The sequence below is a fragment of the Bradyrhizobium sp. cf659 genome (assembly GCF_900113725.1).
Taxonomy (GTDB): domain Bacteria; phylum Pseudomonadota; class Alphaproteobacteria; order Rhizobiales; family Xanthobacteraceae; genus Bradyrhizobium.
This window is the reverse complement of record NZ_FOQJ01000001.1, coordinates 1-21,804: the sequence shown is the minus strand read 5'-3', so window position 1 is coordinate 21,804 and position 21,804 is coordinate 1. Positions and strand designations below refer to the sequence as shown.

23 protein-coding genes are annotated in these 21,804 nt (G+C 65.5%); 9 read left to right on the top strand and 14 right to left on the bottom strand.

Annotated features, from left to right (window positions below):
• Positions 1-14 precede the first annotated feature (14 nt).
• The 5 genes from glyA to BM118_RS00095 all read right to left on the bottom strand — a co-directional run bounded on the left by glyA (position 15) and on the right by BM118_RS00095 (position 3,805).
• Entirely contained in the window at positions 15-1,313 is a 1,299-nt protein-coding gene (gene glyA, locus BM118_RS00115) for a serine hydroxymethyltransferase (RefSeq protein WP_092180603.1), read from the bottom strand.
• A gap of 265 nt (positions 1,314-1,578) precedes the next feature.
• On the bottom strand, positions 1,579-1,800 hold the full coding sequence (locus tag BM118_RS00110) for a hypothetical protein (protein WP_091893260.1): 222 nt from the start codon (positions 1,798-1,800) through the stop codon (positions 1,579-1,581).
• A gap of 37 nt (positions 1,801-1,837) precedes the next feature.
• A complete protein-coding gene (locus tag BM118_RS00105) occupies positions 1,838-2,074 on the bottom strand; it encodes a hypothetical protein (RefSeq protein WP_092180600.1) in 237 nt (78 codons plus the stop codon).
• Positions 2,075-2,272: 198 nt separating this feature from the next.
• Positions 2,273-2,791: a transcriptional regulator LdtR gene (ldtR, locus tag BM118_RS00100; protein ID WP_011087797.1), complete on the bottom strand. Its 519-nt coding sequence runs from the start codon at positions 2,789-2,791 to the stop codon at positions 2,273-2,275.
• Positions 2,792-3,301: 510 nt separating this feature from the next.
• Positions 3,302-3,805, bottom strand: a complete 504-nt coding sequence (locus BM118_RS00095; RefSeq protein WP_092180597.1) for a DUF6163 family protein — start codon at positions 3,803-3,805, stop codon at positions 3,302-3,304.
• 123 nt (positions 3,806-3,928) lie between these two features.
• Between BM118_RS00095 and hemB the strand changes: the two genes are divergently transcribed.
• The 3 genes from hemB to BM118_RS00080 all read left to right on the top strand — a co-directional run bounded on the left by hemB (position 3,929) and on the right by BM118_RS00080 (position 6,772).
• A complete protein-coding gene (hemB, locus tag BM118_RS00090; RefSeq protein WP_177233894.1) occupies positions 3,929-4,990 on the top strand; it encodes a porphobilinogen synthase in 1,062 nt (353 codons plus the stop codon).
• A gap of 328 nt (positions 4,991-5,318) precedes the next feature.
• Positions 5,319-5,876, top strand: coding sequence for an RDD family protein (locus BM118_RS00085; RefSeq protein ID WP_177233893.1), 558 nt, complete (start codon positions 5,319-5,321; stop codon positions 5,874-5,876).
• A 119-nt stretch (positions 5,877-5,995) separates the two neighbouring features.
• The gene (locus BM118_RS00080) at positions 5,996-6,772 is read left to right on the top strand and encodes an arginyltransferase (protein WP_092180594.1); all 777 of its coding nucleotides are present in this window, start codon (positions 5,996-5,998) and stop codon (positions 6,770-6,772) included.
• Between the two features lie 179 nt (positions 6,773-6,951).
• Here the strand turns inward: BM118_RS00080 and BM118_RS00075 are convergent, their stop codons facing one another.
• The gene (locus BM118_RS00075; protein WP_092180591.1) at positions 6,952-8,304 is read right to left on the bottom strand and encodes an Nramp family divalent metal transporter; all 1,353 of its coding nucleotides are present in this window, start codon (positions 8,302-8,304) and stop codon (positions 6,952-6,954) included.
• A 169-nt stretch (positions 8,305-8,473) separates the two neighbouring features.
• Here BM118_RS00075 and BM118_RS00070 point away from each other — a divergent pair, with 169 nt between their 5' ends.
• Positions 8,474-9,718 (top strand): MFS transporter, encoded by a 1,245-nt coding sequence (locus tag BM118_RS00070; protein ID WP_092180588.1) that lies wholly within the window; start codon positions 8,474-8,476, stop codon positions 9,716-9,718.
• Between the two features lie 188 nt (positions 9,719-9,906).
• Here the strand turns inward: BM118_RS00070 and BM118_RS00065 are convergent, their stop codons facing one another.
• Positions 9,907-11,166, bottom strand: a complete 1,260-nt coding sequence (locus tag BM118_RS00065) for an adenylate/guanylate cyclase domain-containing protein (protein ID WP_092180586.1) — start codon at positions 11,164-11,166, stop codon at positions 9,907-9,909.
• A gap of 177 nt (positions 11,167-11,343) precedes the next feature.
• Here BM118_RS00065 and BM118_RS00060 point away from each other — a divergent pair, with 177 nt between their 5' ends.
• On the top strand, positions 11,344-12,501 hold the full coding sequence (locus BM118_RS00060) for an MFS transporter (RefSeq protein ID WP_092184131.1): 1,158 nt from the start codon (positions 11,344-11,346) through the stop codon (positions 12,499-12,501).
• Between the two features lie 31 nt (positions 12,502-12,532).
• Complete coding sequence (locus tag BM118_RS00055; RefSeq protein ID WP_092180583.1) at positions 12,533-12,724, top strand: hypothetical protein; 192 nt, start codon at positions 12,533-12,535, stop codon at positions 12,722-12,724.
• Here the strand turns inward: BM118_RS00055 and BM118_RS00050 are convergent.
• The 3 genes from BM118_RS00050 to dmeF form a co-directional block, all read right to left on the bottom strand.
• Positions 12,721-13,596, bottom strand: a complete 876-nt coding sequence (locus BM118_RS00050; RefSeq protein ID WP_092180580.1) for a DMT family transporter — start codon at positions 13,594-13,596, stop codon at positions 12,721-12,723. The genes BM118_RS00055 and BM118_RS00050 overlap by 4 nt on opposite strands.
• Positions 13,597-13,678: 82 nt before the next feature.
• Positions 13,679-14,509 (bottom strand): N-acyl homoserine lactonase family protein, encoded by an 831-nt coding sequence (locus BM118_RS00045; protein WP_092180577.1) that lies wholly within the window; start codon positions 14,507-14,509, stop codon positions 13,679-13,681.
• An 88-nt stretch (positions 14,510-14,597) separates the two neighbouring features.
• Positions 14,598-15,560: a CDF family Co(II)/Ni(II) efflux transporter DmeF gene (dmeF, locus tag BM118_RS00040; protein WP_092180574.1), complete on the bottom strand. Its 963-nt coding sequence runs from the start codon at positions 15,558-15,560 to the stop codon at positions 14,598-14,600.
• Positions 15,561-15,765: 205 nt separating this feature from the next.
• On the opposite strand from dmeF, the gene BM118_RS00035 reads away from it, so the two are divergent.
• Positions 15,766-16,584 carry a chromate resistance protein ChrB domain-containing protein gene (locus tag BM118_RS00035; RefSeq protein ID WP_143099383.1) on the top strand — a complete coding sequence of 273 codons (819 nt, stop codon included), beginning with the start codon at positions 15,766-15,768 and terminating at the stop codon, positions 16,582-16,584.
• Positions 16,584-17,969, top strand: coding sequence for a chromate efflux transporter (gene chrA, locus BM118_RS00030; RefSeq protein ID WP_092180568.1), 1,386 nt, complete (start codon positions 16,584-16,586; stop codon positions 17,967-17,969). The genes BM118_RS00035 and chrA overlap by 1 nt, the downstream gene beginning before the upstream one ends.
• Positions 17,970-18,080: 111 nt before the next feature.
• On the opposite strand, the gene BM118_RS41035 is transcribed toward chrA, so the two are convergent.
• The 3 genes from BM118_RS41035 to BM118_RS00020 all read right to left on the bottom strand — a co-directional run bounded on the left by BM118_RS41035 (position 18,081) and on the right by BM118_RS00020 (position 19,742).
• On the bottom strand, positions 18,081-18,230 hold the full coding sequence (locus BM118_RS41035; protein ID WP_177233892.1) for a hypothetical protein: 150 nt from the start codon (positions 18,228-18,230) through the stop codon (positions 18,081-18,083).
• 384 nt (positions 18,231-18,614) lie between these two features.
• Positions 18,615-19,301, bottom strand: coding sequence for an L-2-amino-thiazoline-4-carboxylic acid hydrolase (locus BM118_RS00025; RefSeq protein WP_092180565.1), 687 nt, complete (start codon positions 19,299-19,301; stop codon positions 18,615-18,617).
• Between the two features lie 48 nt (positions 19,302-19,349).
• The gene (locus BM118_RS00020) at positions 19,350-19,742 is read right to left on the bottom strand and encodes a RidA family protein (protein WP_092180562.1); all 393 of its coding nucleotides are present in this window, start codon (positions 19,740-19,742) and stop codon (positions 19,350-19,352) included.
• 128 nt (positions 19,743-19,870) lie between these two features.
• Here BM118_RS00020 and BM118_RS00015 point away from each other — a divergent pair, with 128 nt between their 5' ends.
• Positions 19,871-20,500, top strand: a complete 630-nt coding sequence (locus BM118_RS00015) for a LysR family transcriptional regulator (protein ID WP_092180559.1) — start codon at positions 19,871-19,873, stop codon at positions 20,498-20,500.
• Positions 20,501-21,536: 1,036 nt separating this feature from the next.
• Here the strand turns inward: BM118_RS00015 and BM118_RS00005 are convergent.
• Positions 21,537-21,804, bottom strand: a 268-nt coding sequence (locus BM118_RS00005; RefSeq protein ID WP_143099382.1) for a transposase, incomplete at its 5' end; no start/stop codon positions are given.

Here is a 21,804-nt window from a genome sequence, read left to right as displayed (position 1 = left end):
CGCTTGGCCTAGCCTTACTGATAGATCGGGAACCGGTCGGTGAGCGCCTTGACCCGTTCCTTGATCGCGGCTTCCACCAGCGGCGCCTTGCCGTCGGAGGACTGCGCGATCGCGTTCAGGACCTCGGCGATCATGCCGCCGACCTGCTGGAATTCGGCAACGCCGAATCCGCGCGTGGTCGCGGCCGGCGTGCCCAGCCGCAGACCCGAGGTCACGAAGGGCTTTTCGGGATCGAAGGGAATGCCGTTCTTGTTGCAGGTGATGGCCGCGCGAACCAGCGCCTTCTCCGAGACGTTGCCCTTCAGGCCCTTCGGCCTGAGGTCGACGAGCATCAGATGGTTATCCGTGCCGCCCGAGACAATATCGAAGCCGTGGCTCTTCATCGCCTCGGCCAGCGCCTTGGCGTTCTCGACGACGTTCTTGGCATAGACCTTGAAATCCGGACGCAGCGCCTCGCCGAAGGCAACCGCCTTCGCCGCGATCACATGCATCAGGGGGCCGCCCTGGAGGCCCGGGAAAATCGCCCCGTTGAACTTCTTGGTCAGCGTCTCGTCATTCCACAGCATCAGGCCGCCGCGCGGACCGCGCAGCGACTTGTGCGTCGTGGTGGTGGTGATGTGGGCATACGGCACGGGCGAAGCATGCACGCCACCGGCGACGAGGCCGGCGAAGTGCGCCATGTCGACCAGCAGGTACGCGCCGACGCTGTCCGCGATCTCACGGAAACGCTTGAAGTCCCAGGCCCGCGAATAGGCCGAGCCGCCGGCGACGATCAGCTTCGGCTTGATCTCTTCGGCCTGCTTCTGGACCGCATCCATGTCGATGATCTGGTCCTCGCGGCGCACGGTGTAGTGCGCAGCCTTGAACCACTTGCCGCTCATGTTGACGGGCGAGCCGTGGGTGAGATGGCCGCCGGCGGCGAGGTCGAGGCCCATGAAGGTGTCGCCGGGCTGGAGCAGCGCCAGGAACACCGCCTGGTTCATCTGGCTGCCGGAGTTCGGCTGCACATTGGCGAAGCCCGCGCCGAACAGCTTCTTGGCGCGGTCGATCGCGAGGTTCTCGGCGACGTCGACCCACTCACAACCGCCGTAGTAGCGCGCGCCCGGATAACCTTCCGCGTATTTGTTTGTCATCACCGAACCCTGCGCTTCCAGCACGGCACGGCTGACGATGTTCTCGGAGGCGATCAGCTCGACCTCATGGCGCTGCCGGCCGAGCTCGCCCTTGATGGCGGCAGCGATTTCCGGGTCGGCCTGGTCGAGTGAGGCGGTGAAAAACGAATCGGGCGCGGAGGCGGTTTTGGCTGAGGTCATCTTGCGAATATCTCCACCGCCGCAGCCTTTTGGCGGGCTACGGGCGGGTCTGGTGTGGCGATCGGAAGCGGCGAGCGCGATTTACCACATCGGCCGCCCCCGGCCAAGTAGTTGCGGGTCGAGCCTGATATTTATGCAAGATATGGTGGGGATTGAAGGATCTGGACGCTGGTGCGGTTCTCTGGAACCGCCCCGTTCCGATTCCCTGAAGGGGCCGTTTCGGACCTTAAGGCCCTGCCGGCCGATGAGGGCCGGCCCTTACCCCTTAGAGCCCGGTATACCCCGCCTTTACCGGGTCCACGCTGCCGTCGAGCTGGCGCAAATAGGTCAGGCCGCAGACCGTCAACCTGTGGGTGTCCTTCTCGCCGGCTTCCATCAACGTGTTGAGGTAGTTCGTGACCTTGGCCCGTGCCTCCTCGCTGGCCGCGGCGGTGCGGTTGGCGAGCAGGTCATAGGTCTGCATGATGCGGTCGATGGCAGCTTCCATGGCACCCTCTGGTTCGCTGGAATATCGGGAGTTTTGATCAGGCAACCGCGCGGGCCTCGGACTGCGTCTCGAACCGGCCGATCGCCTTGTTGGCGAGCCTGATCTTGTTGAATTCGCCGTGCTGGAGCAGCTTGATGATGATCTCCAGCAGGTGTTCGTTGGTGACGAGCGTGTCCGGAATTGCGCCGGAGCGGCGGAGGTAATTCGCGGCGATGGCATAGGCATCGCTCACGAGTTCGACGTTCGTTGCCTGCAACCCGCGCCCGACCTGCATCGCATCCTCCGATCCAGAGGACCAACGGCGATGCCGGGACTTGGTTCCACCCGAACGGCGAATTTTCTCGCAGTTGCGAAACGACAAAACGCACCGGTCCGGAGAGACGCCGGGCCGGTGCGCTTGGGGAAGTCAGGCACGTTCGGGAGGCTTGCCGGTCTTGTTGCGGGCCGGCTTGGCCATGATCCCTTTTAGAACTCAGAGCCGATACAGGATCTGGTCGGTCCAGAACCGCTCGAGACGGTGCAGCGACTTGTTGAGGGTCGAGAATTCCTCGCCCGAGATGCCGCCGACCTGCTCGACCGTCTTGACGTGCTTCTGATAGAGCGAGTCGACGATGCGGCGGACTTCCTGGCCCTGCGGCGTCAGGCGGATGCGCACCGAGCGGCGATCGACGCGCGAGCGCTGATGATCGAGGAAGCCGAGCTCGACGAGCTTCTTCAGATTGTAGGAGACGTTGGAGCCGAGATAGTAGCCGCGCGTGCGCAGCTCGCCCGCGGTCAGCTCCTTGTCGCCGATGTTGTAGAGCAGCAGTGCCTGCACCGAGTTGATGTCGGCGCGACCGCGGCGATCGAACTCGTCCTTGATGACGTCGAGGAGCCGGCGATGCAGCCGCTCCACCAGAGTCAAAGCTTCCAGATAGAGCGACTGCACCGAACCCTGCTGGCCGGAGACGCGCTCTGCGGTATCGGCCGCAGTTGCGACGGCTTTCATCATGACACTTCCCCTGTTGTCGTTTTTATCGACACTTATTCGACGAAACTTGTGTCCCGTCTGATAGGTGCAACTTAAGGGGCTCGTTTGAAGATCGGCTTAAATAAGAGAATAAAGAGATCATGAATTTAAGACAGTGAATTGCGGATTAAGCCTGTGCCACAAGGGCTTTTCGCAACCGTCTGTTGACCTTCGCAAGGTCCTGTTCACCCTCCGTCCGCCCCGATTGTCGCATTCCAGAACAGCCCCGCCCCGTTTCGAAACGCGCGCGTAAGAGCTGTGGCGGAATGCACGGAGTCAACGAAAAGTTACCTCGAATTTTACGCAACCAACGGTCAACCAAGCGCAACATTCTCATGTGCCGGACAAGCGCAGCGCAGAGCCGGAACCCAGACAGCCAGAGCGTAGATCGCGGAGAAGTGGGCCCCGGCTCTGCAACCCATCACGCCGCAAGTGCGGCGCGCCGCATTGCGTCCGGGGCACGAGCGCAGTTTGCAGTGTCGACGTCGCGGCCTATGGCGGCCGTTCGCGCGCGGCCATCCAGGCGAGCGCCAGATAAGCGGCGAGCATGAAGACCTCGACGCCGACCACGACCAGGCTGCCGCCGTAGATTCCCGGGAACATCAGCTCGATCACCGCCATCGACACCACGGTCGTCAGCCAGACCACCGCGCCCCAGGGCGTTGCGAGCCACAGCCCGACGGCGGCGACGAGCTCGATCACGGCGAAGTAGACGGTCGCGGCCTGCCAGGCCATCGACTGGTTCTCGAACGCCTCGTCCTCGCCGCCGACGAAGCCGGTCACCTGCGCCCAGTGATAGAGGCCCTTGAGGATCGAGAGCAGCGCCATCACCCGCAGGAACAGCACGAGCCGGCGCGTCCAGACATTGTCGTCGGACTCCGCGCGCTCCGACGAGATCGCCGCCACCGACATGGCATTGTCTCTGGCATTGTCTCTGCCGGCGTCCCTGGCGTTGGCGCTGTCGCGGGCCGCATCGCGGGTGGAGATCTCGGACATGGCCCCCTTCTGGCTGTTTCGCCCCGCAAAATCAATCGGCTGCCATCCCTTGCGGCAGGTCAAGCCGCGGTGACGGGAACCATGCGAGCTGGTATAAGAATAATTCCAGCCGGAGGAAGAGTGATGGCAATCAAATACGGGCGTCCGATCGAATTGCGCGAGGTTTCGCGCCGGGATGGCGGTTTGGCCTCCCCTGCCCTCGATCTGACCGTCCGCCCGCGCCGCAACCGCAAGGCCGAGTGGGCCCGGCGGATGGTGCGCGAGAACGTGCTCACCACCGACGATTTGATCTGGCCGCTGTTCCTGATCGACGGCAACAACAAGCGCGAGCAGATCGCCTCGATGCCGGGCGTCGACCGCCTCAGCGTCGACCAGGCCGTGCGCGAGGCCGAGCGCGCCATGAAGCTCACGATCCCCTGCATCGCCCTGTTTCCCTACACCGATCCGTCCCTGCGCGACGAGGAAGGCTCGGAGGCCTGCAACCCGAACAACCTGGTCTGCCAGGCGGTACGCGCGATCAAGAAGGAATTCCCTGAGATCGGCATCCTCTGCGACGTTGCGCTCGATCCCTTCACCAGCCACGGCCATGACGGCCTGATCTCCGACGGCAAGATCCTCAACGACGAGACGGTTGCCGTGCTGGTGCGCCAGGCGCTGGTGCAGGCTGAAGCCGGCTGCGACATCATCGCGCCCTCCGACATGATGGACGGCCGCGTCGCCGCGATCCGCGAGGGGCTGGACCGCTCGGGCCTGCTCGATGTTCAGATCATGGCCTATGCGGCCAAATACGCCTCCGCCTTCTACGGCCCGTTCCGCGACGCCATCGGCTCGGCCAAGACACTGACCGGCGACAAGCGCACCTACCAGATGGACAGCGCGAACACCGACGAGGCGCTGCGCGAGGTCGAACTCGACATCTCCGAGGGCGCCGACATGGTGATGGTGAAGCCCGGCATGCCCTATCTCGACGTGGTCCGCCGCGTGAAGGACACCTTTGCGATGCCGACCTTCGCCTACCAGGTGTCGGGTGAGTACGCGATGATCGCAGCGGCTGCGGGCAACGGCTGGCTCGACGGCGACCGCGCGATGATGGAGAGCCTGCTCGCCTTCAAGCGCGCCGGCGCCGACGGCGTGCTGAGCTACTTTGCGCCGAAGGCGGCGGAGAAGCTGCGGGCGCAGGGGTAAGTCCCGCGCGGCTTCCTCACGATCGCTTTGCGGGGTTAGGCTCTCTGGCTCCACGAGCGTCGTCCTGGCGAAAGCCAGGACCCATACCGCATGATCTATCGGCGGCGCTCGGTATCGGTACCGGGCGACTGTCAATTCTCGCCAAACTTCTCCCTGGGGGAATTGGTCCTGGCTTTCGCCAGGACGACGGTGGAAGCGCGCCGCCTCTCACAGCCCCACCGCCCCCGAATCGCCGGAATATTTCGGCTTGTTAATCCCGACGCCCTTGGCACGCGGACGGCCTGTTCCCATCTCCTGCCACGGGAGTTTCCCTTCGGGAGGATGGACCATGTCGTATTCGGACTCGGGCAATTCAGGCCCCCAGGCGGGCGCCTGGCGTAATGACGGCGGGGTGCAACCGCACGCTTACGATCCCTATCTGCACCCGGAACTGTTCCGCGGCGTCGCAACGCGGCGAGTGTTCGCCTTCCTGATCGACATGGTCGTGATCTCGGTGCCGGTCATCCTCGGCTACCTCTTCATCGCCTTGTTCGGCGTGGTCACGCTCGGCATCGGCTGGGCGCTGTTCTGGCTGGCCTGGCCGGCCTCCGTGATCTGGGCCATCGTCTATTACGGCGCCTGCATCGGCGGTCCGTCATCGGCGACGATCGGCATGCGGGTGATGGATCTGGAGCTGCGCACCTGGTACGGCGCGCCGGGCTATTTCGTGCTCGGCGCCACCCATGCCGTGCTGTTCTGGGTGACGGTCTCGTTCCTGTCGCCCTTCGTGGTGCTGGTCGGCCTGTTCAACGGCCGCCGGCGGCTGTTGCATGACTTCGTGCTCGGAACGGTCGTGATCAACAACTCGGTCCGCGCACCCGTGCCCCAGGGCGCCAGAACCTACTGATCAAGGACCTATCAACCAGGACCGACTAAGCTGTCTGATCAGACCTGCCGAGCAGACCAATTGACCGAAGGCTTCCGTAGCGCGATGCTGATACTCACTTCGGAGGCCCACGACGTCCCTTGACCCAACACTCGCGCGACACCCCCCAATTTTACCTCACGGCGCCTTCTCCGTGCCCGTATCTGCCGGGCCGGCATGAGCGCAAGGTGTTCACGCACCTCGTGGGTGACCGCGCGGGCGATCTCAACGACCTCCTGACCCATGGCGGCTTCCGCCGCAGCCAGTCGATCGCCTACCGGCCCGCCTGCGACCAGTGCCGCGCCTGCGTGTCGGTCCGGGTCGTCGCCAACGAGTTCCGCCCGTCCCGCAACTTCCGCAAGGTGATGGCGCGCAACGCCGACATCATCGGCGAGCAGCGCAGCGCGGTGCCGACCTCCGAGCAATATTCGGTGTTCCGCGCCTATCTCGACGCCCGCCACCGCCATGGCGGCATGGCCGACATGACCGTGCTCGACTACGCCATGATGGTCGAGGACAGCCATGTCGAGACCCGCATCATCGAGTACCGCAAGCGCGGTCCGGACAGCGGCATCACCGGCCGCGGCGAGGAGCTGATCGCGGTTGCGCTCACCGACGTGCTCAGCGACGGCTTGTCGATGGTCTATTCCTTCTTCGAGCCGAGCCAGGTCAGCCGCTCGATGGGCACCTTCATGATCCTCGACCACATCGCCCGCGCCCGCCGGCAAGGGTTGCCCTATGTCTATCTCGGCTACTGGATCGAAGGCTCCAAGAAGATGGACTACAAGGCCCGCTTCCTGCCGCAGCAGCGGCTGGCGCCGTCCGGCTGGCTGCGCATCGACGCGCAAGGGGATTCGGCGTCAGAGCCGCAGGATTAGCTGAGCTAACGCGCACCCACTCGCGGTCATGCCTCGCCACCGGGTCTCGCCTTCGGCGAGCCCGATGACAGGCTCCGGCGGGGCATCCAGTACGCCGCGGCTTGTCGGTTCGATCGCAGCCGTTACGGAGTACTGGATCGCCCGCCTTCGCGGGCGATGACAGCAACGCCGTAGCGCCCTCACCCGAACAGCGTGTCGGCCAGCAGCTTCAGATTCAAGACCACGATGACGCCCGCGACGATCCACGCGGTCGCGGCAACGTATGGCGGAATCGCGAACTGCCCCATCTTGCGGCGGTCGGAGACGAAGCGAACCAGCGGGATCACGGCGAAAGGCAATTGCATCGACAGCACGACCTGGCTGAACACCAGCAGATCGGCCGTGCCGCGCTCGCCATAGATCGCAGTGACGACGATGACGGGAACGATCGCGATGCCGCGTGTGAGCAAGCGGCGCGCCCAGCTCGGCAGGTGCAGATCGAGAAAACCCTCCATCACGATCTGACCGGCGAGCGTCGCCGTCACCGTCGAGTTGAGGCCCGAGGCCAGCAGCGCAATCGCAAACAGCGTCGAGGCGATGCCGAGGCCGAGCAGCGGTGACAGGAGCTCGAAAGCCTGGCCGATCTCGGCGACGTCGGAATGGCCGCTCTTGTGGAAGGTTGCCGCGGCGACCACGAGGATCGCGGCGTTGATGAACAGCGCCAGCATCAGGGCGATGGTCGAGTCCGTCGTCGCCCATTTGATCGCTTCGCGCCGGCCCTTCTCGTTGCGCTCATAGGCGCGCGTCTGCACGATCGAGGAGTGCAGATAGAGATTATGCGGCATCACGGTCGCGCCGATGATGCCGATCGCGATGTAGAGCATTTCCGGATTGGTGAAGATCTCGGTCTTCGGCACGAAACCGTGCAGCACCTCCGCGACCGGCGGCGCCGCGGCCACGATCTGGACCGCGAAGCAGACCGCGATCACCGCGAGTAGCGCGATGACAAAGGCTTCCAGGAAACGGAAGCCGCGGTTCATCAGAAGCAGCAGCAGGAAGGCATCGAGCGCCGCAAGCAGCGCGCCGCCGATCAGGGGAATGCCGAACAGGAGCTTGAGCGCGATCGCCGTGCCGATGACCTCGGCGAGATCGCAGGCGATGATCGCCGCTTCGCAGGCGAGCCAGAGCAGGAAGTTCACCGCCGGCGAATAGGTCGCGCGGCAGGCCTGCGCGAGGTCGCGGTCGGTGACGATGCCGAGCCGCGCTGCCAGCGACTGGAGCAGGATCGCCATCAGGTTCGAGAGCAGGATAACCGAGAGCAGCGTGTAGCCGAACTTCGAGCCGCCGGCGAGGTCGGTCGCCCAGTTGCCGGGGTCCATGTAGCCGACCGAGACCAGATAGCCTGGACCGACGAAGGCGAGCAGCCGCCGCCACCAGCGGCCTGCCGCTGGAACGGCGACTGTGGAATTTACCTCGGCGAGGCTTTTGGTGGCCGGCGCGTCGGTGCGCCAGCCGGCGGCGTCGGGGGTGAGATCGGGCGAACGAGCATCCATAGGGGCAGAATACCGAAGTCGAATCTTATTGCAACTCATTTGCAACTGCATCTAGCCGCATCGGTTCCCGGCGCGCCCCTGTTTTGCCCCGCCCTGTCGGAAAGCGGGTGGGTTTGGCCGGTCTCGGGGACTGATACTGGCGCCAATCCGACTTTGCAGGAAATGAGCCATGTCAAATCCCCCGCGCCTCCCCGACACCTTCAGCCGCCTCGCCTGGTCCAATCTCGCGGCGCAGTCGGCGGAGCAGATCGCGCTGGCCGCAGCGCCCATCGTCGCGGTGCTGACGCTCGGGGTTGCCGAAGGCCAGACCGGCGTCCTGCAAACCGCGTTGACGCTCCCCTTCGTGCTGTTCGCCATTCCAGCCGGCCTGCTCGCCGACCGCATCTCGCGGCGTTCGCTGATGGCGGGCGCCGAGGCGCTGCGGGCGGCAGCCCTCGTGGCCATCGTGCTGCTGCTCGCGCTCGGCGCCCTCAATCTGCCGCTGCTCGCGCTGCTCGGCTTCGCTGCCGTGTGCGGCACCGTCGTCTACAGCGTGGCCGCCCCGGCCCTGGTGCCCTCGCTGGTGAGCTCGGACCTGTTGCCAGCCGCCAATGCCCGGATCGAGCTTGCGCGCACCATCGCCTTTGCCAGCGGGCCTGCGCTCGGCGGTGCGCTGGTCGGTTGGTGGGGCGCGAGCCTGGCTTTCGGCTTTGCCGCGGCGCTCTCGGCCATTGCCGTGGTGCTGCTCTCCGGCATCTACGAGCCCGCCCGCACGCCGGCGCCGCGGCGCCATCCGTTCCAGGACATCCGCGAAGGCGCGGCCTTCGTGTTTCACCATCCGCTGCTGCGGCCGGTCTTCATCACCCAGTTCATCTTCAACACCGGCTGGTTCCTGCAGATCGCGGTGTTCGTGCCTTACGCCGTGCGCCATCTCGGCCTGACCGCCGCCGGCGTCGGCACGGTGCTGACGATGTACGGCGTCGGCATGGTGATCGGCGCGCTGTTCGCGACGCGGGTGATGCAGCGCGTCGCCTTCGGCACGGTTGTCGGCCTCGGCCCGGTCACCGGCTTTGTCGCCTCCCTGGTGATGGCGCTGACGGTGCTGGTCCCCTCGCCCTGGCTCGCGGGCCTGAGCTTCTTCCTGCTCGGCGTCGGGCCGATCCTGTGGGTGATCTCGACCACGACCTTGCGCCAGTCCGTGACGCCACCGCGCCTGCTCGGCCGCGTCTCCGCCATCAACATCATGAGCTACGGCGCCCGCCCGCTCGGCTCGGCGCTGGGCGCGATCGTCGGCGGCTTCTGGAGCGCGGAGGCGTGCCTTTATCTCGCGGCGGCCGTGTTCGGCATGCAAGCGCTGGTGATCCTGGTGTCACCGGCGGTGGCGCTACATCGGCAGCCGGACATGGTGGAGGACGGCGCAGCGGTGCGGTGTTAGCCCGCTGTGATTGGGAGCGAAGCGAAGCAACAATCTCGACTGTCGTCCCGGCGCAGGCCGGGACCCATAACCACAGGGAGAAGTTTGGCGGAGGCTAGGAGTTGCAAGATCTCTGTTGGTACTAACACCGCCAGCCACCGATACATCACGCGGTATGGGTCCCGGCCTTCGCCGGGACGACATTGGAGCTACCCCGCCAGATACCGCTCGTAGCTTCCCGTCACCGGCTCGCTTGCTTCGACTTCCGGATCGAGCGTGTAGAGATCCTGCGCACGGCCGATGCCGCGCAGCGCGTAGCGGCCGGTGGAGACGAGATAGCGGCGGCCGGCGGCGTCCAGGCCCTTATAGAACTCGGCTGACGCCAGCAGTTCGCGGTCGACCGAGCGGCTCATCGAGGCGATGCGGCTGACCTCGTTCACCGTCGGCCCCACCACCGTGAAATCCAGCCGGTCCTCGCTGCCGATATTGCCGTAGAAGACCTCGCCGACATGCAGGCCGATATAGGCGGATGTGGTGGGGCGGCCGTCGGCCGCCCGGCGCGCGTTCAGCGCCGCGACGTTCTTGCGGAACAGATGCTCGGCGCGCAGGGCAGCACGCCGCGCATCCGCCATGTCCTCACCCCAGAACATCGCGAGCACGCCGTCGCCGATCAGCTTCAGCACGTCGCCGCCGGCCTCGTGGATCGGATCGATCACGGCCTGCGCGTAGTCGTTGAGGAACGGAATGATCTCGTCGGGACCGATGCTCTCGCTGATCCCGGTCGAGCCGCGCAAATCCGAATACCAGAGCACGGCGTTGATGCGCTCGGTGACGCCACGCGAGATGCGCCCGCGCAGCACCTGCTCGGAGGCATCGCGGCCGAGATAGACGCGGCCGAGCGTGCGGGCGATGTCGACCTGCTGCGCCGACTTGATCGCGAGCCCCAGCACCGGCACGAGATCGCGCAGCGCTTCCAGCTCCGCCCCGGAGAAGCCGCTGTCGCGGCGCGTGGTCCAGCAGGAATAGAGGCAGTCCATCAGACCGAGCGCGCCGTTCTCGCCGAAGCGGTGCACGAAGGCGAGATAGTGCTTGTGACCCTTCTCGGCGAGCTCGCCGATCTGCGAGAAATCCAGCGACGGCGCGTCGGCGAGATCGATCACCATCTCGTCGTGGCCATTCTCGAGCATGTGGAAGAACACCGAGCGGCGCCAGCTCTTGGCGGCGTCGCCGTCGGCGGTCGAGCCGTATTCGAACGCATCGCTCTCGTTGCTGGGACGGTCGCTCCAGCGGAAACCACGGCCCTCATAGATCGGATGCAGCGTGTCGATGACGACGAGCCCGCGCGAGAGTTCCAGCCCCTCGGCGCGGCAGCGCTCGCAGAAGCCGCGGAGCAGTTCGGGTTCGGGCAGGCCGGTGAGCCCCTGGCCGGCCAGCCAGTTCATCAGCGCAAGGCGCGAGGTCAATTGCATGCGCCATTATGCCGTGCATTCGTGACGAGCGAAAGGCGCAAGCCTCGCGCGGGCCGTGCGCAAGGCTCCCGTCCCTTGCAGGTCGAATATGCCGCGATCGCGGTTGACGCACTTGCTGCGCGGGCGGCAAATGCCGGCGATGATGACTTCGTCGGCCAGAATCGGAAGCACGCGCGGATGAGCCAGCGCCAGCTCCCGATCATCCTGGCGCTCGGCACCACGCAGACCCTGGCCTGGGCTTCCAGTTACTACCTGCCGGCCCTGCTCGCCGATCCCATGGCGCACGACCTCGGCGTCTCCTCCAACTGGATCTTTGGCGCGTTCTCGGCCTCGCTGGTGATCTCCGCGATGCTCGGCCCGCGGATCGGACGGCAGATCGATCTGGTCGGCGGACGGCAGGTGCTGTCGGCTTCCAACCTGACCATTGCCGCCGGCCTCGTCCTCCTTGGGTTGTCGCAATCCGTTCTGGTGATGGCGATCGCCTGGCTCGTGCTCGGCATCGGCATGGCGATGGGGCTCTATGACGCCGCCTTCGCCGCGCTCGGCCGCATCTACGGCACCGAGGCGCGCAGGCCCATCACCGGCATCACGCTGATGGCGGGCTTCGCCTCCACCGTCGGCTGGCCGCTCACCGCCTGGGGCCTCGCCCATATCGGCTGGCGCGACACCTGCTTTGCCTGGGCGGCCGCCAACATCCTGATCGGCCTGCCCCTCAATTTCTTCATGCTGCCGGTGATCAAGGGCGCGAAGCAGGCGGCGGCGACGGCCGAGAAGCCGCATGTGCCGCTCGACCGCACCATGATCCTGCTCGCCTTCGTCTTCGCCGCGGCCTGGACGGTCACCGGCGCGATGGCGGTGCATTTCCCGCGCATCGTGGAGGCAACCGGCGCGACACATGTCGAGGCGATCGCGGCCGGCGCGCTGATCGGTCCGGCGCAAGTGCTGGCGCGCATCCTCGAGGCGAGCGTTCTGAGCCGCTTTCATCCGCTGTGGTCGACGCGGCTCGCCTGCGTGACCCATCCGATCGGAGCGGCCGTCGTCGCCATCTTCGGCGGCGCCGCGGCGAGCGCGTTTGCGTTGCTCCACGGCTCGGGCAACGGCATCCTGACGATCGCCCGCGGCACGCTGCCGCTGTCGATCTTCGGGCCGAAGGATTTTGGCTACCGGCTCGGCATCATCGGCGCGCCGGCGCGGATGGCACAGGCGGTGGCGCCGCTGGCGTTCGGCCTGCTCATCGACGTCATGGGCGCCAAGGTGCTGATGGTCTCCTCCGCGCTGAGCCTCTCGGCGCTGGCGGCGCTATTCCTGATCCGCGCCGAGCGCCGGCCCGATTGACCGCCCGGCCGCTTTCGCGCACAAGCGGGCCATGACCGAAGACAACAGCCCGCCCCGCACATTCAAGGGCCTCCTGCGCTGGGCGACCACGCCGCCGCAGGCCTGGGTCGTCTATCTCCTTGCCGTGATGCTGGTGTGGCTGCTGTCGTTCTATGCCGGCACGCTGAAGCCGAAGAAGACGCCGGAGGCGAGCCCTCCCGCAGCGAGCGCGCCGAAGAGCTAGGCCGGCTTCGCCTCGCTGGTCGCGATCCAGATGCCGGCGAACACGGCGAGCAGCCCGACCAGAAGATTGGGCGTGATCGGCTCGCCGATCAGCAGCGCCGCCAGCAAGGTGGCGGCAATCGGATTGACCGTCATCGTATTGGCGACCCGGGTCGGCGTTGCCCGCGCCAGCGCCATGACCCAGAGGATGAAGGCGAGCGCGCCGCCGGCACCGAGATAGATTCCGGCGATCCACTGCGCCGTCGTGAAGTGATCGAGCGCAGCAAAGCTGCCTTTCACGAGCCCCGCCAGCACCAGCACCACGGCGCCCGCGCCCATGCCGACCGTGAGAAAGCCGAGCGCGCTCGAGCGCTGCATCAGCGGGCGCGACAAGACGTTGTAGAACGCCATGCAGAACACGGCGCCGGTCATGATCAGCTCGCCGCGCCACGCCCCTGGCGGCCTCTGCGCGAGGCCCGCGGCGAGCGCCGCCGCCACGCCGAGCACGGCGATGCCAACGCCAATGATCTTGCGCGCCGTCAGCCGCTCCACGCCGAGGATCGCGCCGACCACCATGGTGTGGAGCGGCAGCGTCGCCAGCGCGAGGCTGGCGCGCGCCGCGGTCGTGTAGGACACCGCGATATTGTAGAGGATGAAGAACAGGCCGAAGAAGCAGATGCCGAGCAGCGCCACGGCCGGCCAGTCGGGCCGCTGCGGCCAGCGCACGCCGAGCAGGAGCGCACACGGCAACAGGCACAGAAAACCGATCCCCCAGCGCAGGATCGCCAGCAAGACCGGATCGGCGCCGCCGACGAGATAGCGGGTGATCGCCGCCGCGGTGCCTCCGAGGCTGCTGGACGCCAGCGCAATCGCAACCCCGGCCCATTCCCCCACGATCGCCTCCTGTCGCGGAGCTTCGGGGGCGGTTAACACAGCCCTGCTGCCACAAGTGTGGCAACAAGGGGGCTACGAGAAGCTAATCGTAGAACTCCGGAGCCATCTTCTGGCTGTCGCGCTGGGCCTTGTCGTGATTGATCCAGAGCTGCGCCTTCTCCCTGGCGAGAGTGTCGGCGATCTTCTGCATCGAGGCCGCGCTCTGGTCCTTGTTGACGTTCATGCTGGGCACGCGGCGGTTATCCCAATTATCCTTGAAGTGAACGACATCGCCGGACAGGATCACCGCACCGGTCTTCGGCAACTTCACCAGCAGCGACTGGTGTCCCGGCGTATGACCGGGTGTCGACAGGATGGTCACGCTGCCGTCGCCGAACACGTCCTTGTCGCCCGCGAGCTGCTCGACCGGATGCGAGGGCTTGAAGCGCGGCTCGTTGTTGGCGCCGGGCCAGTCATACTCGGCCTTCTGCACGTAGAGGACGGCCTGCGGGAACAGCTCGACATTGCCGGAATGGTCGGGATGGGTGTGGGAGACGGCCATCGCCTTGACGTCATCGGGCTTGACGCCGAGCTGCTCGAGCTGGGCCGCAAGCGTCTTCGGGCGCCGCCAGGTCACGGCCTTGGGATCGGCGGGCGTGAGGCCATTGGGCATCGCGGCGACGGAATCGGCGATGCCGGTGTCCCACAGGAACCAGCCCTTGGTGTGCTTGACGAGATAGCAGCTGTCAACGAAGTCCATCGTCTTGCCCTCGTTCAGGCCGGGCGTCCAGCGCGAGATGTCGCCGGCAGTGCCCTCGCCGCAATTGAGGACGTAGAGCTTTTCGACGCCGGTCTTTTCCGACTGCGCCATCGCCCCATGGCTGGACAGGGCGAGCGCGGCGGCGGCAAGAGCGAGCTTGATTTTGGGCATCATCCTTGGTCCCTTCTTGGCCGCGATTGGATAGGTCGCGACCGAGGATCAACCCCGGCGGCGCCGCAGAATTCCACCTTCACCGATCACGTCAGTGCGGGCAGGTCTCGACCTCGACCGTGACATGGCTGAGGCCCTTCAGCCCGGCGAGCCGCTTCTTGTAGACGGCCGGCTGCTTCGGCTTGTCCGACACCACCGACACCAGCACGGCGCAGTGGCCAGGGCCGACCTGCCAGAGATGCAGGTCGGTGACGCGATCCTCGCCGACCTCCATGCGTGCCCGGATTACCCGCTCAAGCTTCTCGTCGGCGCGCACGTCAAGCAGCACCGCACCCGAGCTCTTGATCAGGCCGAACGCCCAGCTCGCGATCACGACGCTGCCGATCAGGCCGACGGCCGGATCGGCCCAGACCCATCCCGAATACATCGCCACCAGCAGCGCGCCGATCGCCAGCACCGAGGTCGCGGCATCCGCCATGACGTGGACATAGGCCGCACGAAGATTGTTGTCGTGATGATGGTGGTGATGATCATGATCGTCGTGATCATGATGCGCATGGCCGTGGCCGTGATCATGGCCGTGATGGTGATGATCATGGCTGTCGCGCAAGAGCCAGGCACTGGCGAGGTTGACGCAAAGGCCGAGCGCCGCCACCGCGATCGCCTCGCCATAGACGATCGGCACCGGCGTGAAGAGCCGCAGCACGCTCTCATAGGCGATCTCGACCGCGATCAGGCCGAGGATGATGGCGCTGGAGTAGGCGGCGAGATCGCCGAACTTGCCGGTGCCGAAGGTGAAATGCGCATTCCCCAGGTGCCGGCGCGCAAAGCGGTAGGCGAAGGCGGCAATGCCGAGCGCCGCGGCATGCGTGCCCATGTGCCAGCCGTCCGCCAGCAGCGCCATCGAGCCGAACAGCGAACCGGCGACGATCTCGCCGACCATCATGACCAGCGTCAGGACCACCACGAGCCAGGTGCGCCGCTCGTTCTCGTCGTGCCTGTCGCCGAGGAAGGCGTGGTCGTGGGTCCATTGCTCGATGGAATGGGAATGCATCGGCTCAACTCTCCGGAAAACAGAATCCGCGAAGGCCAATATAGGCCCCGGCAGCATATCTTTCTAACGTCAAATGCCGCCGAAACCGGCGGTTGACAGCTTGGCGCGGTTTCGTTGTAATGCGGCTCATGGGGATTTGAGCGATCTCCCCACGAGGCGACATGCCCAAGTATCGCGTCCCGTTCGGTTTATGCGAGGACGCATCATGTCTACATTCACGACCATATCATCCGACAAATTGGCACGGCTGATCGGCACGGCCAACGCCCCTGCCCTGATCGACGTGCGCACGGAGGGGGATTTTGCCGCCGACCGGCGGCTGATCCCGGGCTCCATCAAGCTCAGCCACGACAAGGTCCAGGACTGGGGCGGCGAGTTCGCCGGCCGCCGGGCCATCGTCTCTTGCCTGCGCGGTGAAAAGCTCGCGCAGGGCACCGCGGCCTGGCTCCGCCAGTTCGGCGCGCAGGCCGAGACGCTGGAGGGCGGCTTCGAGGGCTGGAAGGCGGCCAAGCTGCCGCTGCTCGATACCCGCAAGCTGCCGCCGCGCGACGCCAAGGGACGCACCGTCTGGGTGACGCGGGCGCGGCCGAAGGTCGACCGCATCGCCTGCCCCTGGCTGATCCGCCGCTTCGTCGACCCCAACGCGGTGTTCCTGTATGTGGCGCCGTCCGAGGTCGTCGCGGTCGGCGAGCGGTTTGGCGCGGCGCCCTTCGACATCGAGAACGTGTTCTGGAGCCATCGCGGCGAGCTCTGCACCTTCGACGTCATGATCGAGGAGTTCGGGATCGCGACGCCAGCCCTGCTCCGGCTGGCAACGCTGGTGCGCGGCGCCGACACCGCGCGGCCTGATCTGGCGCCGGAGGCCCCGGGCCTGCTCGCGGCCTCGCTCGGGCTGTCGCGGATGTGTGACGACGACCTCGAACAGCTCGAGGCCGGCATGCTGCTCTACGACGCCTTCTATCGCTGGTGCCGCGACGCCACGGCTGAGACCCACAACTGGCCGACCAACAAAGTGAAGGCGTAATGGATACCCGTAACGTTCAAGCAGGAGCTGATGCCGGTCACGGCATCAGCTTCAATGAAGCCTTCCGCGTCTGGCTGCGCGTCGCCTGCTTAAGCTTCGGCGGGCCCGCGGGCCAGATCGCGGTGATGCACCGCATCCTGGTCGAGGAGAAGAAATGGATCTCCGAGGGCCGTTTCCTGCATGCGCTGAACTACTGCATGTTGTTGCCGGGACCGGAGGCGCAGCAGCTTGCGACCTATGTCGGCTGGCTGATGCACCGCACCGCCGGCGGGCTGATGGCGGGCGGGCTGTTCATCCTGCCCGGCATCATCGCCATCATGGCCTTGAGCTACGTTTACGCCGCCTTCGGCAATGTCAGCTTCGTCGAGGCGCTGTTCTTCGGCCTGAAGGCGGCCGTGCTCGCCATCGTCGTCGAGGCGGTGGTGCGCGTCGGCAAGCGCGCGCTGAAGAACCGCATCATGATCGCGCTCGCTGCGATCGCCTTCGTCGCCATTTTCTTCTTCGCTGTCCCCTTCCCGATCATCATCATTGCCGCCGGCGTGATCGGATATATCGGCGCAAGAAGCGGCCGCCCGGAGTTTGCACCGGCGGGTCACGGTCCTGGCGGCAGCGGCGCGGTGATCGACAGCATGCTCGGCGACGCCGTACCCGATCACGTCAAGCCCGATACCGCGCGCGCGATCCGGGTCGGCGCGCTCTGGCTTGCGCTGTGGCTGGTGCCGGTGATCGCGCTGCTTCTGGCCCTCGGCCAGGCCAACGTGTTCAGCCAGATCGCCCTGTTCTTCTCGAAGATGGCGCTGGTCACCTTCGGCGGCGCCTATGCGGTGCTGGCCTATGTCGCCCAGCAGGCGGTCGAGCATTATCACTGGCTGAAGCCGCACGAGATGCTCGACGGCCTCGGCATGGCCGAGACCACGCCGGGCCCGCTGATCATGGTGCTCCAGTTCGTGGGCTTCATGGCGGCCTATCGCGATCCAGGCGGCCTGTCGCCAATGCTGGCGGCGACGTTCGGCGGACTGCTCGCGACCTGGGTCACCTTCACGCCCTGCTTCCTCTGGATCTTCGTCGGCGCGCCCTATATCGAGCGCCTGCGCGGCAATACGGGCCTTGCCGGCGCGCTCAGCGCGATCACCGCCGCCGTCGTCGGCGTGATCCTCAACCTCTCGATCTGGTTCGCGCTGCACACGCTGTTTCGCGAGACCGTGCCGGTGCACGCGTTTCCGTTCGCTTTCGACAGGCCGGTGCTGACCAGCGTCGATGTCCCCGCGCTCTTGCTGTCGATCGCAGCCGCCACCGCGATCTTCCGCTTCAAGCTCGGGATGCTGACGGTGCTTGCGGGAAGTTGCGCGGCCGGTGTTGGGCTGCGGCTAGCGGGAATCATCTAGGAAGAGGAGTGCACCCGTTACCTGGCGCCAGGGCATGTAGCGGTGCGGTCTCAGGTCTTGGCCTTCGGACGTCCGTATCACGGACTGACGTGGCCGCTGCTGGCTCCCGCCCTACCGGGCTTGATCGTAGGCCTGCAGGATCCGGACAAAATCAGCCATGCTGGATCGATCTCCGTTTTCAGCCATAGCCGCGACCTGAGCATTGGACGCGGGTTGGTTTCGCTGCCAGACCCGCATCAGGAAATCGGTGATGTTCCGCATGGGCGTACCCTCTGCACCAACCATGGCTGTAAGCCTCAGTTGAGCGGCAAAGCGCCGCTGGATCGGGAGAAGAGCCGGCGGGCACTACGCCGCCGGCCTTGTCCCGCAACTGCCGGCTCGCAGGACCGGTTCCGTTGCTCTTCACTCTGGATGTATCGGTAGCACCAAGCACTGGGTCGGCGCTATTGCGCGGAGGTATGAAGTGACCATACCTAGGTAGACTTGGGCCGCTGCGTCGGGATCAGTCGACCAAGTGCCGGTTTGATCGCTGATAGCTTGGCCACTTCCGTTGATGGCCCGTAGCTGACTTATTCCTCGCCTTCGAACGAACTCGCCTCAAAGGGTGAGACCATTGGAACAGTCTCGCGGAACGTCCATGGGGCATCACCTCGGGAGACGTGAGAACCGGAAATTGCAATGGCTTGCGCCGCCAGCCAATGTTTGCGTCCTGTCCAGACGGATGCCGCGCGTTGCATAGGCGTCGAAATCAAGCCCGCAGATGTTCGGCAGGATGTCCTTGTCTCCATGGCGAGCGGCGAATTTGCAGAAGCCGCAAGCCTTGTAGTTGATGCCGAACTCAAAGGTATCACCCGGGCCGGGCTCGACGAAATCGTAGACGAAGTCTTCCGGAAACGCGTTCTGATGGCTGCTTGTGATGCTTTGCGCAGCCTGCTCGCGCAGCAGGGCCTGGTTCTCAGGCGACATGAACTGACGCCCCGAAGCGAGACGTTCCGCTTCCGGCACGGTGAGCAATTGCGCCTTGTAGGTTTCCCGCTCGATCTCGCCGATCACGGGCAGCAGCACGCCGCGCCGCCGGAGCACACGGCTGATCGCCATGAAGCCCATGAGACGCATGAAGAAATCGCTCATGCGACTTGCCGCGCCGCCGACATAGGGCATTTGGGTGAGCACGATCTCGAATTCGTCCATCACCTCCTGCCTGATCCCGTCGATATCGGACAGATGCGCGCGCTCGCGCAGCATCGCTTCGGCCAGATCGAGGCGCTGGCGCATGGCGGCCTCCATTGCACCGCGATGCGCCTCGTAAAAGGGATGGGGGATCTCAGCCATTGGGCACCTGACATGATTGGCCTGTTGCAAGGTCGACGAGAGCCGGGTTCATTCCGCAGCAATCGCCTCGATCTCCAGCAGCCATTTGCTGTCGACGGTCTCGACGATCACGACCGTCAGCGCAGGCCGGTGTTCGCCGAGCACCGTGCGGCGAATGGTGCGGTTGGGCACGACCTGCTTCCGGTCGGTCAGGAACGTCGTGACCTTGACCAGATTCCCGACGCCAAGGCCGGCGGCGGCAAGCACCTCGATGACGTTGCGCCAGGCTTGCTCGCATTGCGCCTCGAATCCTTCAGGCACGGCGCCGTCGGATGCCTCGGGCACCTGGCCGCTGATGAACAGCATGCGGCGATGCTGCTTCAATTCAAGTCCCATGCTGTAACCGCCGGCGGGAGCGTGGACCGTTGCAGGATTGTGGCTGACGATGTGAGCTGGGGGCATGGGATTCTCCGGATTGCGGGCTGACCGTATCCGGCAACATCGCCGCGGCGCAAAGCATCATTCCTGCGGTTCAGCGCAAGAAAATCTATTGCAAGGCCGCGGGTGATCAGTGTCAAACTTGCCGTGCGATGACCTACACCCTTCCGCCACTCAACGCGCTCCGTGCCTTCGAAGCCGCCGCACGGCATCTCAGCTTCAAGCTGGCCGCGCACGAGCTGCACGTGACGCCCGCCGCCGTGGGGCAGCAGGTGAAAGCGCTGGAGGCACGCCTCGGCGTGCGCCTGTTCGATCGGCTGCACAAGCAGCTGATCCTCACCACCGCCGGTCAGGCCTATCTGCCCGGGGTCTCGGAAGGGTTTCGCCACATTGCGGATGCGACCTCGCAATTGAAACCGGCAGGTGCGGTGCTGCTCCAACTGGGGGTCCATGGCAGCTTCGATTTGCGCCGCCTCGCCCTGGCGGCGTTTCGCGGCGCGCACGCGGATATCGGTTTGCGGGTGCTGCAACCCGCCGGCCTGCACGAGTTGGTCGAAGGCAAGGTCGACCTGCTGATTGCCCGCGGTCTTGGCCACCATCCGGGCTATCGCTGCGACCGGATCAATGAGGGATCCGGATTGGGCGATTGGCTGATTGCGCCCGAGGGCACCGCGGATTGTTCTGAAATCGTCAGCTTTCGCGCATGGCTGCGCGCGCTGGCAGCCGAGACTTCGCCCGCAAACCGCAACCGCCCTCGCTTGGTCGGCACCGTCGGACGTTGAGGCAACCAGCGAAGCCGAAAGAAATTGCCCGTCGGGCAAAACACCCCGCGGGCATCACCTCATGGCCTGTCAATCCTCCGCCGCAAATATATTCCACTTTACCGAAATTCGGATTTATCGTACACACCAGACACCCTGGCCCGAGACAAGGGGCGGATCGCGATCGTCACGAACCGCGGGCCGGGCAGCGATGGACGCGACGGCGGCGGGCGCGATCGGCATTGCAGGGCGGGAAACCGTGAGCAACTGCCTTCGCGCGAACGACACGACGCCGACAGCGTCTTCGCATGGCCGCGACGGTGAGCACACGCCAGCCGTCGAGGATGCATGCGAAGACGTGCGCGGACGGAGAAGTCGTGTGGTCCCGACGCCCGGGGTCTGTGCGTCAAGCCTTGCGGTGATGATGCGATCCGACCGGACGCGCACATCAGCCATCCGTGAGGCGACGGGGGCAATAGTGCATCGCTCCCCGAGGAGAGCACGAAGGACACCGTTAAAACCATTCGCGCAGGGAAGGCCGGGCGACCGGCGTCACCTGTGGTCCACCCCGTGTGCACTTTTTGTAGCGCACGGACCTGCGGGTGCCAGCCGGCGCCCGGCCTTCCCTGCGCCCTTGTCTTTGCGAGGGCGACGCGAGAGATAAAACTCGGGCGACATGCGCCGCGAGAACGCGATGATGTGCCTGCTGTTTGAGATGTGAATTGGAGAGCGATGGCCTCGCCACTTGCTCCGTCATTGCGAGCGGAGCGAAGCAATCCAGACTGTCTCCGTGGAAAGTTTCTGGATTGCTTCGCTACGCTCGCAAAGACGATGGAGAAACGGCGAGCGCACTCCATCACCGTCACCCCCGCGCAACGGCGGAGCCGTTGTCGCTGGAGGTGCGAGCCTCTTCGGCGAGCCTCGAAGGGCGACGGCCCGGCTGTCGCTGCTAAGGTATCGAAGCATCGCGGCCGTTCATCCTTCGAGGCTCCCGATGGGGCGCTCCCGCGCCCCATCACTCGCTCCTCAGAGCCTGACTCAAAAAGCGTGGGCGTTTTCAGGGTCTGGCCAAGCGGCGAGTTAGGAGCCTCAGATGGGCGGCGAGCAACCAGGCTAGCTCGGTGGCGGCGGAGCCTTCGAAGTCTTTGGAGAGGCGACGACATCTGCCGAACCATGCAAAGGTACGCTCGACGACCCAGCGCCTGGGCAGGAGCTGGAAGCCTTTGACCCCGAGCGGTCGCTCGACGATCTCGATCGTCCATGGTCCGCAGTCGGAGAGTGCGTTGACGAGCTGTTTGCCGCGATAAATCCGATCGGCAAAGACA

Bases quoted from the DNA above. Each gene is read 5' to 3' on its own strand.
- glyA (WP_092180603.1), bottom strand. From the start codon at position 1,313: ATGACCTCAGCCAAAACCGCCTCCGCGCCCGATTCGTTTTTCACCGCC.
- BM118_RS00110 (WP_091893260.1), bottom strand. From the start codon at position 1,800: ATGGAAGCTGCCATCGACCGCATCATGCAGACCTATGACCTGCTCGCC.
- BM118_RS00105 (WP_092180600.1), bottom strand. From the start codon at position 2,074: ATGCAGGTCGGGCGCGGGTTGCAGGCAACGAACGTCGAACTCGTGAGC.
- ldtR (WP_011087797.1), bottom strand. From the start codon at position 2,791: ATGATGAAAGCCGTCGCAACTGCGGCCGATACCGCAGAGCGCGTCTCC.
- BM118_RS00095 (WP_092180597.1), bottom strand. From the start codon at position 3,805: ATGTCCGAGATCTCCACCCGCGATGCGGCCCGCGACAGCGCCAACGCC.
- hemB (WP_177233894.1), top strand. From the start codon at position 3,929: ATGGCAATCAAATACGGGCGTCCGATCGAATTGCGCGAGGTTTCGCGC.
- BM118_RS00085 (WP_177233893.1), top strand. From the start codon at position 5,319: ATGTCGTATTCGGACTCGGGCAATTCAGGCCCCCAGGCGGGCGCCTGG.
- BM118_RS00075 (WP_092180591.1), bottom strand. From the start codon at position 8,304: ATGGATGCTCGTTCGCCCGATCTCACCCCCGACGCCGCCGGCTGGCGC.
- BM118_RS00070 (WP_092180588.1), top strand. From the start codon at position 8,474: ATGTCAAATCCCCCGCGCCTCCCCGACACCTTCAGCCGCCTCGCCTGG.
- BM118_RS00065 (WP_092180586.1), bottom strand. From the start codon at position 11,166: ATGCAATTGACCTCGCGCCTTGCGCTGATGAACTGGCTGGCCGGCCAG.
- BM118_RS00060 (WP_092184131.1), top strand. From the start codon at position 11,344: ATGAGCCAGCGCCAGCTCCCGATCATCCTGGCGCTCGGCACCACGCAG.
- BM118_RS00055 (WP_092180583.1), top strand. From the start codon at position 12,533: ATGACCGAAGACAACAGCCCGCCCCGCACATTCAAGGGCCTCCTGCGC.
- BM118_RS00045 (WP_092180577.1), bottom strand. From the start codon at position 14,509: ATGATGCCCAAAATCAAGCTCGCTCTTGCCGCCGCCGCGCTCGCCCTG.
- dmeF (WP_092180574.1), bottom strand. From the start codon at position 15,560: ATGCATTCCCATTCCATCGAGCAATGGACCCACGACCACGCCTTCCTC.
- BM118_RS00035 (WP_143099383.1), top strand. From the start codon at position 15,766: ATGTCTACATTCACGACCATATCATCCGACAAATTGGCACGGCTGATC.
- chrA (WP_092180568.1), top strand. From the start codon at position 16,584: ATGGATACCCGTAACGTTCAAGCAGGAGCTGATGCCGGTCACGGCATC.
- BM118_RS41035 (WP_177233892.1), bottom strand. From the start codon at position 18,230: ATGCGGAACATCACCGATTTCCTGATGCGGGTCTGGCAGCGAAACCAA.
- BM118_RS00025 (WP_092180565.1), bottom strand. From the start codon at position 19,301: ATGGCTGAGATCCCCCATCCCTTTTACGAGGCGCATCGCGGTGCAATG.
- BM118_RS00020 (WP_092180562.1), bottom strand. From the start codon at position 19,742: ATGCCCCCAGCTCACATCGTCAGCCACAATCCTGCAACGGTCCACGCT.
- BM118_RS00015 (WP_092180559.1), top strand. From the start codon at position 19,871: ATGACCTACACCCTTCCGCCACTCAACGCGCTCCGTGCCTTCGAAGCC.